At 61.2% G+C, this 13310-nt stretch carries 11 protein-coding genes; 3 read left to right on the forward strand and 8 right to left on the reverse strand.

The features are described from left to right. Positions 1-651 precede the first annotated feature (651 nt). Together WKC72_RS38930 and WKC72_RS38935 are read right to left on the reverse strand one after the other, a co-directional pair. Entirely contained in the window at positions 652-921 is a 270-nt protein-coding gene (locus tag WKC72_RS38930; RefSeq protein WP_370185122.1) for a hypothetical protein, read from the reverse strand. After that, positions 918-1046: a hypothetical protein gene (locus tag WKC72_RS38935; protein ID WP_370185124.1), complete on the reverse strand. Its 129-nt coding sequence runs from the start codon at positions 1044-1046 to the stop codon at positions 918-920. The genes WKC72_RS38930 and WKC72_RS38935 overlap by 4 nt, the downstream gene beginning before the upstream one ends. Positions 1047-1392: 346 nt before the next feature. Between WKC72_RS38935 and WKC72_RS38940 the strand changes: the two genes are divergently transcribed. Both WKC72_RS38940 and WKC72_RS38945 read left to right on the forward strand, forming a co-directional pair. Continuing rightward, positions 1393-2766 carry an AAA family ATPase gene (locus WKC72_RS38940; RefSeq protein ID WP_370185126.1) on the forward strand — a complete coding sequence of 458 codons (1374 nt, stop codon included), beginning with the start codon at positions 1393-1395 and terminating at the stop codon, positions 2764-2766. Further along, a complete protein-coding gene (locus WKC72_RS38945) occupies positions 2763-3623 on the forward strand; it encodes an HNH endonuclease (RefSeq protein ID WP_370185128.1) in 861 nt (286 codons plus the stop codon). The genes WKC72_RS38940 and WKC72_RS38945 overlap by 4 nt, the downstream gene beginning before the upstream one ends. A 509-nt stretch (positions 3624-4132) precedes the next feature. Here WKC72_RS38945 and WKC72_RS38950 read toward each other — a convergent pair. Next, positions 4133-5608 carry a hypothetical protein gene (locus tag WKC72_RS38950; protein WP_370185130.1) on the reverse strand — a complete coding sequence of 492 codons (1476 nt, stop codon included), beginning with the start codon at positions 5606-5608 and terminating at the stop codon, positions 4133-4135. 192 nt (positions 5609-5800) lie between these two features. On the opposite strand from WKC72_RS38950, the gene WKC72_RS38955 reads away from it, so the two are divergent. Next, entirely contained in the window at positions 5801-6007 is a 207-nt protein-coding gene (locus WKC72_RS38955) for a hypothetical protein (RefSeq protein ID WP_370185131.1), read from the forward strand. A 31-nt stretch (positions 6008-6038) separates the two neighbouring features. Here WKC72_RS38955 and WKC72_RS38960 read toward each other — a convergent pair whose 3' ends face one another. The 5 genes from WKC72_RS38960 to WKC72_RS38980 form a co-directional block, all read right to left on the reverse strand. Further along, on the reverse strand, positions 6039-7469 hold the full coding sequence (locus WKC72_RS38960) for a hypothetical protein (protein WP_370185133.1): 1431 nt from the start codon (positions 7467-7469) through the stop codon (positions 6039-6041). A gap of 482 nt (positions 7470-7951) precedes the next feature. Beyond that, positions 7952-9256 carry a hypothetical protein gene (locus WKC72_RS38965; RefSeq protein ID WP_370185135.1) on the reverse strand — a complete coding sequence of 435 codons (1305 nt, stop codon included), beginning with the start codon at positions 9254-9256 and terminating at the stop codon, positions 7952-7954. A gap of 15 nt (positions 9257-9271) precedes the next feature. Further along, positions 9272-9514 (reverse strand): hypothetical protein, encoded by a 243-nt coding sequence (locus tag WKC72_RS38970; protein WP_370185137.1) that lies wholly within the window; start codon positions 9512-9514, stop codon positions 9272-9274. Positions 9515-9740: 226 nt separating this feature from the next. Further along, positions 9741-10688: a hypothetical protein gene (locus WKC72_RS38975; RefSeq protein WP_370185139.1), complete on the reverse strand. Its 948-nt coding sequence runs from the start codon at positions 10686-10688 to the stop codon at positions 9741-9743. 324 nt (positions 10689-11012) lie between these two features. Beyond that, entirely contained in the window at positions 11013-13046 is a 2034-nt protein-coding gene (locus WKC72_RS38980; protein ID WP_370185140.1) for a TerD family protein, read from the reverse strand. Positions 13047-13310: the final 264 nt, after the last annotated feature.

Here is a 13310-nt window from a genome sequence, read left to right on the forward strand (position 1 = left end):
GCGCTTCGCGCCGGAAGACGGGGGCGGGTCGCTTCGCTCCCCGCCAGGGAGCGCTGCGCGGCTCGTAGTGGGCCGATTCCCGTTGCCGTCGATCGAGTCGCTTCGCTCCTCTGAGTTTCCGGAATTAGGTTACTCAACTGCGTTTTTAATCGTCCCGTTCGATCCGCCCCCACACCCAAACGAGGCTGGGGAGGCAAGAAGGTCCGCCCGACCCGCCGCCCACTCGCACCGCTCCATGTCATACCCACAGCCTACCACCTCACACCCACGCACTCCGAAACAATCCAAAATATCGAAACACCCAACCATGTTGATTAGCAACATATTACGAATCTCACAACCTAATGTTTGTGCACAAAACACGTACATACTTATTTCCCAAATGATTACCCAAACACGTTTCGAATCAACAACTTTCAAAACTAGCTCGATACCGGACGAAACAAACACCCCGCGCGCCCGCTGACACCCCGGCGCCGGCACTCCCCGGCACGTCGTCGGCGCCGGCACTCCCCGGCACGTCGTCGGCGCCCCCACATCACAAACCGGGGACATGTCATCACACCAGGTCACAGCACTATTACGGCCCTCACGCGGCACACGGCCCCCACCCCGGAAGTCGGATGCGGGCCGTACACGGAGAGAGGCGAACTAGGCCGCGGCGTCCAGCCAGGGCCGATCGTCGCGGCCCTCGACATAGACCCCGCCGGGCGGACCATCGAGCAGTGTAAGCATCAGCTCACGGGCCGCCGGAGAGGCACCGGCGAGCATCTCGTCCCGGTGCTCGGTCCAGTCGTCCCAGTCCCAGCCCGCACCGGCATCGATGCAGCTCTCCACGGCCTCGACAGGCTCACCGTCCACGAACACCCACACACTGGTCGGCCCGTCGGGATCGCGGACGATCACCGCCTCCACCGTCACGCCTGCACCGCCTTCGTCACGGTGTAGCCGAGCGAGTCCGCGAGCAGGTGCAGATCATCCGCCGTGGGCAAGGCCACCTGGTCCATCCGGTGGGCGGCTCGCCCAGCGACCCCCAAAACGGGCATCGCACCACCCCCGACGGGCGACGCTCCCCACCACCGAGCCTGAACACCCAGCCCGCCCCATCAGCCGGCCTCCAAATTCGCCGGCGCCCCACCCGCCACAGAGCAACATGGCCCGCCGAGACCCCGACCCAGCAGGTACTCGACATTCGAACCAGATAACCTACGAGATGTGCAACCTACAAACAACCGGCTGCGATTCGTTTTAGTCGGTACACGAAATGCAAGGCCTGCAATTCAGCACCCATACGTACGACTATGGGCAGATAACTGGGACGACTACGGCTTCAAGACCACGTACTCCGCAACTCTGATGCTCAGCGCATCTGACGAACTGACACTGGGGAATGTGAAGATTCTTCAACGGGATCAGGAGTCAGGTCGTCCGGAGCTGTCGCCATCCTTCTCAGAGCTGGATTCAAACTTCTGTTCACTCGGGCAGAACATTGAATACTACGAGAGCCTGATGCGGCTTCCCGAAACGCTGAGACTGAATTACTTGATCGCTCTTCAGGATGCGGCATACGACCCGGCGATTGAGAAGAAATTCAGTGATGGTGACAGAAATCCGGGTTGGAACACGTCTTTGCTTCGTTTCGGTGAGGCTGTCAACAACCTCACCGCAGGTCGACAACTGCTTCGAGGCAGTGCTCTGCCAACTGATCGATTGTCCTTTGAGTTCGAATGGCGCAGAGACGGATTTACGAGTCCGATGCCGTTCGAGTTCGATGACTCGCAAGAGTTGCCGGGCAGGTGCCATGTCTTGATCGGCTACAACGGGGTTGGCAAAACGACTTTGCTCGCCGATCTTGCGCTCGCAGCGAGTAGAGGACGCGCCCAATCAAACTCCGAACAGCGTGACTCTACGATTTCGGGAAGCGACACCACCTTCGGCGCGGTCGTAGCCATCTCTTACAGCGCGTTCGATACCTTTCGAACTCCAGAGAGCATCCGCGGTATCAGGAATACGGTCGATTCAGATGCCGCGTCGAACGTCGCTTTTGGATACGTGTACTGCGGTCTGCGTCGCCAAACAACCGTTGCGAATGACGCGTTCGAGCTGAAGTCGATCGATGAGGTCCAGTCCGAGTTCGTTGGTGCGCTGAACGAAATTGGGCGTCTAGACACACGCATACACTTGATTTCTGCATTTGAAGCTCTCGCCCGTGAACCATCCTTTGGACAGGCCGGTGTCGACCTGACGCAACTAGGAAGCGGGATGGGTAGAGCCGACGCGATCATCGCATTCAATCAACTCAGCACTGGACACAAGATCGTCCTGAACATCGTCACCCAGCTCGCCACCCATCTTCGTACCCGATCACTGGTCCTCATCGATGAGCCAGAGACACATCTACACCCACCGCTAGTTGCAGCACTGCTCCGCTCAATCCAGGTACTACTCGCAGCGTCCAACTCATTCGCCATCATTGCGACACACAGTCCCGTAGTAGTCCAGGAAATGCCGTCGCAATGTGTACATATCCTCGAACGGGATGAAAGTGGCGTGACCCTTCGACAACCCGAAATCGAAACATTCGCCGAAAATATCGGTGCAATCACCAGACATGTCTTCTCACTCGACAGCAGCGCGACTGACTATCAAGGCATCCTACGGGCCCTCTCATCGGAGCATACTACGGAAGAGATCAACGAGATGTTCGAAAACGGACTCAGCGTGCAGGGCAGAGCGCTCGTCGCGAACTATCGTGAGCTGCTGTGATCAGGGCTATTCAGCCGGTGGCCGACGATATCGCAAACTATCGGCACGTCGCCAATGAGCGGAAACGCGAAGGAAGATTGCGGCCGGATGCCCTCGCCCCGAAGGTTCTTGAACTTTATGAAACCTACTTGGTTCGCGTCATGGACAAGGACGGTCCGGTAGCCGATCCCAGCATTTCAGATTTTGATCAGGACGAACTGGAGGCCACCGCCTACTTTCTCAAACTCGCTCATTTTAAGATTCTGCGGACAGCCATTCTAAATGCGGTTTACAGGAGCAAGTGCCCATACTGCTACCAGTTCAAGGCGACTGAGATTGATCACTACCTGCCGAAATCCAAATTTGGCGAGTACGCCGTCTACGCACCGAACCTAGTGCCCATCTGCAGGACTTGCAACGGCAAAAAGCTGAGTCGATACATGCGCCTGGGTGGCGGTCGCCGATTTCTCCATCCATACTTCGATACTTTGCCAACAAGCCCGGCCCGGTACCTGACGGCGACACTTTCGGTCAGCTCCTCTGTGACGATTACCTTCGAGCTCGTTCAGCCTCCCTCGATGTCCGACGAAATCTGGGAGGTTCTGCGCAACCAGTTCGCCGATCTTGAACTGGGCATTCGGTACGTAGAAGAAGCGGTCGAGACAATGACGTCGATGCTCGGCTCACTCCATAGCCACTTCGATCGCGGCGGCGCAGCAGAGGTCACCAAACAACTACAGATCGAACGGCAATCAAAGGAGGACATGTACGGCGCCAACCACTGGTGGCCGGTCACTCTAGAGACGCTCGCCAAATCGCAGGCATTCTGCAACGGCGGTTTCAAGGCCCTTGAGTCGCAGAAGTTTCCCGGGTTGTAACATCGCGGACAGGCACGGTCAAGAGCGCGCGCGTCTGTTCGATACCGAACGCGAATCGTAGTTGTCCAGTCATGGACCACTGATCATGCCAACGTCCTTCCCGCGTCAGGGATCGTGCCCGCCACCTTCGACCTACTTGCCTCCGGGAGAGTTGCTGTAGACACCGGCCAGGGCCTTGCGAGCAGCGTGAGTGCGCTGCTCGGTCCGATCTCCGAGTACAGCGGCGCGGCCGCACGCTCGGAACTCGGTCACGCCGGGTCGTGTTCACCATCCCCGCGGGAATCGGTGCGGCATGCCACGACGGCTGGCGGTCCTGGGAATGTACCCGTGGCCGTGTCGCTCACTGTGGGTGCTCACCACCGCCGATTTCGACCGCCTCATCGAACGCCATAGACCTGCCGCTGGTGTCGGCGCAGGATGCCTCAGACGGCCTCGAATGCCCATCAGGGCGTGCTGAAGACCGAGGTGCTGCCCGCCTCATGTGAGACGTGTAGACATAGGAGCGGGTTTCACCATGTCGGTGCGACGTCCACCCCACCGCCCGCGCCGAAGGTCGTCATCGGTGCCGTGGCACCGATCGTCCAGCCCGTCCCCGACTGCACGCGGAAATCGAGACTCTGTGCACGGGCTCGATAAGCCTTGAAGTCTTCGGGCGATCGCCCCGTGTGCGACACCGAAAGGACCGCATCAAATGCGCGCCCGATCGCATCCGCCACTTCCCCTTCATCGTCAACCGCGGAGAAGGTGAAACCCACTTGGAATGTATCCATCGTGACGTGGACCAGCAGCCGGCGCAGTGTCCGATCAGTGAGTGCCGACCAAAGGTCCACCGGATCAACGTACCGTTGACGAAGAAAAACATCTGCGTGCCAGAGGATTCCGGGCGCACTGGACAGATCGGCCGGAATTGTCGTGATCCACGGCCGACGGCTTATCTGAACCACCAGGGCCCCATAGTCTCGGTCTACGTGCTCGCTCAGCAGGCGGAGGGCGGATTCATGCTTACCGGCGATCCAACCCTGTGTGACGACGTCCTTATGGTTCCCGGGATTCGGACGCCAACGGTGGGTGTACGAATCGACCGCCACAAAGGCGCCGTGCTCGAGGTCCCGGAGAATCTGCTCGACGCGCACCAAGTCATCAGGATGCGGTCTGCGCAGGTAGCCGAGTCGGCCGCGGATCTGCTCGAGTTCATGTTGCCGACCATTCCATGCGCGTCGCGTCGGCAAAGCGTACGACATCACATCCCAGTGTTCATCGATGACTTCGACGAGCTGCTCATAGTGAAGTTGCGCCAGAGGGTTCGCGTCGTCGGGGACATCGAGCGTGCGGCGCTCCTCCACTGCAGTCACGAGATCCGGGTCCAGCACTGACGTCCAGGATGCGCCGAGCTTAGCGCGCAACTCAAGATAGAGGAGCTCGCGCAGCCACGTTTCCAGCTGCCACCATCGCCCGAACACCGCGACTGACGCCGACGGGGTTTGCCCGCCGACGGCCGCCCGAAGGGCACTGGCCGACTCCGCATCGAGCCAATGCTCGCGGTCCGCATTATGTGCCGACTCGGCCGGTAGTTCGTCGTGATGGTCATCGACCTCTAACGGTGCACGGTCTCCAGGGGCCCCCTCAGTCTCCGGGTCGAGCACGTCGCCGGGCACCGGGCCGCTCGGCCGCGGTGGATCAGGTTTCTGCGCCTCGGCGTATAGCGCTGTCCACTCATCCCGCCGCATGGGCGGCGCATCCGGTCCCGCTAGGTCAGTCAGAAGATCCACCAGGGCGAGAAGCTGCTCCTCGAACCGGGCGGGCGTTCCCTCGCGAAACCACGACGCCACCGCATACGGCGAGATTTTCGGACCCTTGTAGCCCCGCCTCGGCAGGCTCTTCGCAAGCGCCGTGTTCGTCGTCTTCGCCTGGGAGTGTCGATTTCGCGCCTTTTCGCGCAGACCGCACAGGGCCTCCCTCAGCCCGACGCGTCCATCCATTGTCACGCGCCCGGCTCCCATCCTGGACCTCCACGTTGCCTCAACGTTGCGGCAACAAAGAATTTTCCTGACACCATAAACGGCCGCCGAACTGCGACAACAACCGGCCACCAACTTTCCGGAACTCCGTCGGCATTCGGCCTCGGGGGCGTCGTGGCGTTGATTGACATCAACGCCAACCCACGAGGGAGCCACCCGATGACCGATGTACTCGCCCACCTCACGAAGACCTACCCACTGCTGTTCACGATCCTCGTCGCCGGGTGTGTGAGCGCGGTGGTGATCGCAATCATCGTGCTGCTCATCACCGCCGTATTCGGGCCGACACCCGGGCCGGGCCACAACGCACTACGAGTCCTCGAACTCCTCGCTCGTGCCCTCTCAGGCCTGCGGGGCAAGGAATGACATCACCGCCTAGCCTCGCGCGCGGCTTGCCCTATTCATCGGTGCCGGAGATCCGGAACGCTGAGTCCCATCCGAAGAAGTCCCGATAAAACTGCTCCTCGGGGCTCCGAGGTATCTGCTCCTCCGGGGTAGCCGGGGCCGCTCCCAGCAATCCGTTCGCACGTGGTGCCGCTGCGGGCGGTGTGCACAATATGAGGCGGGAGAATGCGTCGATGTACTCGAGGCCAGCCGTCAGTAATCCAATGGCGGTGGTCGCCATATCGCTTACCGGGCGGGACGGCGCGAGCAGGGCGTTGGGTGGTGTCGACATCCACACGCCGAGGCGGTCCACGTGGTCCTGGTCGAGTTCGAGTTTGTCGATCTCAGACAGGTCGATCGCGACGGTGCTCGCGCCGCCGTAGCTGCGTGTCAGGTACGCGCCGGTCGGGAGTACAGATTCATGGATCCGGTTACGCAGTGTGGCGCAGGTGAATGCATATGGCTGCAGCGCGCGCACGGCATCGAGCGCGGGATGGTCAGGGTAGTTCGGTTCGATGTAATCGTCGATCAGCTTCTTCGAGTGCAACGATCGCGCACCGTTGCGGAGGTTGTCGCCCGGATCGAGCAGGCGCCTGAAGAGGCGCCCGTAGGTGTCGAATGCCGCCGTGAGGTAGAGCAACTCCCGGTCGAACGCCTCACTGACGTGCTCGACGGTATCCACCGTAGGTGCGCCTTGTCCGTTGGTCCGAGACAAAGCGGCCAGCACTTCGTCGACAGCTCGGGCCGCACGGCGCAGTCGTGTGAACACCGAATGGACCTCCGATACCACCGCGGCGTCACCCTGCAGGCGAGCGGTCAGCTGGACCAGGCTCAGGCAAGGCAGGTAGCTGTCGATGCCGTAGTGATAGAGGTCGGCCACCGACGGCGCCCTCTCGATCTCCGTTCCCATGCCCTCGCGAGTGTGTTTCACGATCAGGTTGCCGGTCATCCGTAGGTAGTGCCCGAAGATCGCATGCAGCTCCTCCGGGCGAATCATCGCTACTAGGTCGTTGTCGGCGACGTCCGAGCGCCCGACCGTCGATGCTGTCGAGACGAGGGCGTCGATGCCGAGCCGCAGGGCGGTCGATGCCAAGGCTGCGGTCCGCCACCGTTCGTCTTGGGTGAGTCCCCCGACGGTGGACTCGTTCTCGTCAAGAAGTGCATACACGTCGAAGAAGCCGCACCGGCGGCTGGCGACGGCTTCGCCGCCCTTCGTCGTTCTCACCCAGAACTCGAGAGAATCAGCGATCCTCCCCGAGGACTCGCGGTCCGTGTACCCGATTGTGTGCAGCTCGTCGGTCTCAAGGGCGGCCATCCACCGCGCCGCGACGTCGGCGTCATCTCCGCGATGCACCAGCAACAGTGGGGTGACCTCGGGTCGACGAAGGATCTGCACAGCTTCTATGAAACTGTCCGGATCCGCACCGAGCGTCCGCAGATCCACGCCCACACGTATCGGTCTCGTCGCCGGAGTGATCGGGAATAGCGGATCGTGGTCCTTACCAGCAGTCCGGACATAGCGAATGAACTTCGAGCGTGGGGTCCCTGAGGGAATATCCAGTTCGGTATCGCCACCGGGAAAAGTCATTGCTGAATGATGACACCGAGTACGGCCTACATAGGAAACATCGTGTCGGGTGAACCGAACATGATGGCTGAGGCGTCAGCTGCGCCGAGCTCTGGGTGCTTGGCTGACCGGGTCGTGCCCCTCCTTGAGGCTGTTGTCGAGGGGAGTCGGCACGGGATGCACCACAACCCGGCGGGGAGACGATCTCCGCGCTCTCCAGCGGCCCTCGCAGATTCTTCGACGACCGAGGTGACGATCAACGCCTCCCTCCCCGCCGCGTTCAACACCGTGGTCGGCACGGTTGCGGTGTTCGCGGCCGGACAGCCGCGGCAGATACGGTGGCGCTCCGAGCGTCTCCTTTACGGTGTCTTCCGCCTGCGCCCCTGGACCTGAGCATTCACCTTGTCGCGCCATTCCGAATATTCGCGCACCCAGTCGAGGACTGCATTCGGCTGTTGCACATCGATCCATTCCCTTACTCGCCTCGTAAGTCGGTTTCGGTCCTCGAACCCCTTAGGCCCCAGAAAGAGCCAGGCCGTCTTCGGGTAGTCCCTGAACTTGTCAACCAGGCGATCTCCTATTGACTTGGCCAATGAGTCAACGGACTCACTGGCACATCGTGCCTCCACGAACGTCGGTCTGTACCCACCATGCACGACTCGATTCCGCATGCCGGCGACATCATCGAACCAAGAACTTAGAATTCCAGTGTCCAGCGCCCAGTTCCCCCCTAACCGAGGCGCATACTCGTTCTTCAGGCGAGGAGTTATGTCGAGGGAAAAGATCGTCGCGGCGTCGGCGTCGCTGACGCCTCCCTCCCAGAGCACCATCCCCAGCAGGCCGTCAAGAATGACCTCACAGGCGATCGCAAGCTGGACGATCGCACCACCGAAATTACCCTTCACTGAGAGCTCGTAATGCGCGTCGACGCGGCGCTCTAGGAACGACATGACGGGATCGCCCAGTCGAAGGCGGGAGAGTTGCGCAGCGACCAGTTCGAAGTCCACGTTGCCTATGTGCTCAGCGAGGGCACCAAACCGTATGTTGTCTGACAGGTGCATGGTCCCGTCGGGAGTAACCTTGTCGTCGTCGACACGACGCCTGAACGTCGCGATCAAGGGGAAGAGCTGCGCATACGTCAGTTCCTCAGTCGGCGTCTTGGCAGCGACTCGATACGCGCGGTGAAACTCGAACAGTGCGTCGAGGCATCGTGTCAGGGGATCTGGCTTGGTCGCAGTGGCGATCAGGTCGTCCGTGGATGCTACGAACGTCACCGCTTCAACGATGGTCCTATGCCGCTGGAGGTCAACCTCTTTCACTGCCTCCGAGGGTGCCAGTGCCACGTTCCGATCCTCTGGTGGATGGATGCGATTAAAGGCTTTCAAAAGGTGCCTGACATCAGCTCCGAACGGCGACTCTGATTCATCGTCAACTTGCCAGAAGCGCAAGGAGACGAAGTTGCGGCCGACGCCATCGGAGGGAACCGGCGCACGGAAGCTGGCCGTGGGGGCGAAGTGGATATCGTCGAGAAGTGGCTCAAGCTCCTGTGTCTCAAAGGTCCAAACGGTTTGGTCCGGAATAGGTATGCCGTCCGGAAGGATCATCACAAAGCCCTTCACGTAGGGCGGCTGGAGTTCTTCCCCTTCATCGGGACTGGTTGTCATCCGTCATAGATATCATCACGGATCGCGATTGGCACCCATCTTCCGAGATAGTCCAAGAGCAATAATGTTGCGGGGACCGCATACCCGGGGAATCGTCACTGTCAATTCCCCCAAATCCTCGGCGAATTGTGTAGCTAAATAGCGTCGGACCGCCGACCCGACCTCGCGGCGCCGGTGGTCGCCGCGCAGGCGTCGTCCGCTCACCGACAGCTTCAACTGCGCGAAAGTCAGATGCACGGCAATCGTCGTCAACGTCACCGCTCGTATGGTCGCCGCAACGCCGACTTCCGGAAAGCATCCGGCCACTGTGGGGATTGAGCCTGCAAGCACCCGAGCACCTCCTGCACGACCCGCGGTGGGAATTAGATGCAACTCAAATGGGCGACGCCGAAGCAGGCAACGAGAATGTAAATCGAGCGGTTTAACGCTACTGGTTTCTAATATGAGAGTACAACTCGATACCGCAAATGCGGCATCACCGGCGTTACGACATCACAGCGACGGACCGAACGTGATTCCGAATCATATTTAGTCTATTAGATGACCCGACCGCCGCGTCCATAAACTCGCGCGGCGTACGTGTATCAAGGTCTGAAATCGAACTAGACACAATATTGTCCAGAAGTGGGCCTTCTTCCTTCTCAGCAAGCATCCGAAGGAAGTGGGGTGCGCTGCGCATCCCGTTCAACGCAGGGTGATACTGGGAACTTGATCCGTTAAGGTGAGACAGGAACTCCGCCATGGGATTTCTGTCCTCTCGTAAGTTGTAGCCGAGACCGCTTTCAACGGTCCGCGGTAGCCGTGGCAGCCCGCTCTCAAGGCGGCGGATACGGACATGCCCGTTGATTAGACTCCATTTGGAACATATGTCGGCCCAGTCGTAGTCGACGATTCCCATTGCCCCAATCTTACTATCGAGAATCGCGAGATCATTATCAATATTTTTAGCCGCAATTTTCAAGTCCGTGCGCAGTAGGAATAGATATTCGTGATCGGTGCTCCGCTCAGGAACGTATCCATGCCCACTCGTCGTTCCAAGTCGAACCATATTTCTCGACTTTGCGAACTCGATCAGCGGCCCGGTCGCACCCTCGTATTCCACAAAGATCCGTTGCGCGACCATGCGTAGACCGCTTATGCGATCGTCAGTGCAGTACTCCTCGACGGAGGCTACGAGGTCAGACCACGCGTTCTTCGACAGTGCCGCGACATCATGCTCTGAGCCTCTGCTCTGCACCTCGTTGGTAACGGTTCCCAGAATAATTAGGGCGATGGGTGCACCGAAGCAGAATCCGACGCCGGACGTGAGAAAGTTGAGTCCAAATCCATGGTTATCCCACTTTCCTTGCGCGTCCCACAGGAACCCCCACACCGTCAGACCTACACCAGTCACAAAAAGCGTCACGAGGATCACAAGAACGAACTTGGGCATCCGTCGGAATGTCGCACCGAAATTCACCTGGACAGTATGTCATCCGAGGTCGATAGCGCCGCAGACGGTCACGCAGATTGGTCTTGACCTTTCGTGCGGACCTCGTGCGGACCCGGAGCGGTTTCGGATTGCGTATTCGACCATGAACCGGCGTTCGATAACTGGTGTGGCCGAGGGATCCATAGCCTGGCCGAGAGGTTACCGACCGCAACCCGAGGACCGACATCTGCGCCCGGCCCCTGCAGGTTGCGCACGACTTGTCCGCCGAACTGAGGCTGCCTGCCCCCGAATACGAACGTGGCGGCGCGGACACGCCTTCGCCGTCTAGGATTCGGCGATGTCGGTTCTCGGCTGTTCATTCTGTTTCGGCGCTGCCGGCACCCATTCCCGCAGTTGTTGAACCACCGTGCCGTAGAACGCGTCGGTCGATGACGTCACGCTGGTGATGAAGCTCGCCGCGGTGCCCGACCGCCGGCCGCCCATCGGGAAGGTTTGTTCGAGGGAGAAGGAGACGATGTCGCCGGAGCGCCCATTGGTCAGTACCTTCGGGTCCGCCCGCACCGTGTCGAGGTGCTCGCAGGCTTCGTTGCCGCGCTCGGAGAACACCGCTTCGACCTGAACGTCGCCGGGTGCGTCCTTGAGCTGCTTGAGTAGCCATGACAGCCGACGACCGGAGGTTCCCTCGTTCGGTGCCTCCACGGTGGTGCGGCAGCGGATCTTGTTGGTCCGCACATCCGCGATCACCACCAGATCACCGGCGGTCTCCGGGATCCGCAGCACCGCTTCGAACACCCCGTCGGTCGCCAACCTCTCGGCTACCGCCGCATTGCGGGCGGCCGGGTCGCTACCGTGGCGGCGGGGCAGGATGTGTTTGACGGTGACACCGAGTTCGGCGGTCAACCGCAGCGCGAGATGACGGGAGAGGGACACCCAGGTGTCGGCCACGGCGGCGGCCTTCTGGTCGCCGGCGCGCAGGGTACCGGCGGTGACCGCGTCGCGGACGGTCACCCAGTGCCGGCCCATGTCGACGAACTCCGCCGCCCCGGAGCGGGGGTGGTCGAGGTAGCGCAGGAATTCGGCCAGGATCCAGGCCTGCAGGTCGTCGTCGATACCGCCGTGCGAGAGCAACATCCGTGCCTCGTGCGCCACCTCCGCCCACGACAGATGGCGCAGCGCGACCTTGGCGAGCTTGCGGCGGTCGACCTCCACCGGCAACTCCCCGGCACTGGCGGGGACGTCGTTCGACAGGCTGACCACCACGTCGTACTTCTTCTTCCGCGCCACATCCAAATAGTTTTCGAGCTGCTCCTTCTTGAGCTTGCCGTTGCCGGTCTTGACCTCGAGCAGGCCGGTCCACACCCTGGCGCCGCGGGAGACCTTCAGCACCGCGTCGGGGATCACCTTGCTCTCACCCCGCTCGTACGCCACCTCGACATAACCTTCGAAGACACCGACCGGTGCCCCTATCCGGGCGCACACCGCCCGTGCGAAGGGGCGCACCGCCTGCATGGTGGCGATCAGCGCGGAGGTAGCGCGCCGCTCCTGTTCCTCACCGGTCCCGACACCGATGACCGAGAACAACCGCGCCGGCTGCCAGGTGTCCTGTTCGGCGAGGGTGAATTCGACCGGCTTCGACTTCTTCACCGCTCGCTTGGCGGTGCGGACACCCCGGGTCCTCGGCTTCGCCGGTGTCGCCGGTGCGGTGGGTGTGGCGGGCAGTTCGGGCACCAGATGCGGGGCGTCACCGGCGGACCCGTGCGACGGCGCGGCGGGTTCGACACTGCCGGAGGAGGTATCGGGGGCACCTGTGGGTTCGAGATCCGGCTCGTTGTCGATGTCGACACCGAAATCCGTGGCCAAACCTGCCAGCCCGGACTCCCAGCCCTGCCCGACCGCCCGGATCTTCCACTCCCCGTTGCGGCGGTACACCTCGCCGAACACGAACGCCGACTCGGTCGTGGCATCGGCGGTGACGTACTCCGCCAACGTGTACCCGGCCCCGTCGACGACACGCAGAGCGAGCTTTCCGAGATCACCGAACCTGGCCTCGCCCACACTGCCGACCAGGGCCACCGTGTGCACGTCCTCCGGCACGGCGGACAGGTCGATCGCGATCCGCGCCTGCGCACCTTCCTCGGTGCCGCTCGTACCCAGGAACCGGATCGACCCATCTGTCGACTCGGGCTGGTTGTAGAACACGAAATCCTCGTCGGAGCGGACCTTCCCCTCCGCGTTCAACAACAGCGCGGAGGCATCGACCTCGACCTCCGACTCGGTCCACCCCAGCACCACATCGATCTGCTCCACCTCAGCGGGCAGCGACACGTTCTGTCCCTTGGACAGCATCGGAAACTCCACCAGAACCACCCTCGTTCGACCCGAAACCGCACCAACCTGCGCGGCCGGACAAGAGCCGAAGCCTGGCTACCGACGTCCGTCGCATCAACTGCGCATACTAATCGGTTCGTTTCACCCTCGGACACCCTCTGGCAAACATCGTGTCACCGTGGAACCGCACGGCGTCCACGGGTCGACTCTCCCGAGCCAACCAGTGTCATCCACGTGAATGACACTGCAGACCAGAATAAGTGAGCACTGAACACTTCGAGGAGCGGCCCAGTT

It is taken from the genome of Rhodococcus wratislaviensis (genome assembly GCF_041228765.1).
Lineage (GTDB): Bacteria > Actinomycetota > Actinomycetes > Mycobacteriales > Mycobacteriaceae > Rhodococcus_F > Rhodococcus_F wratislaviensis.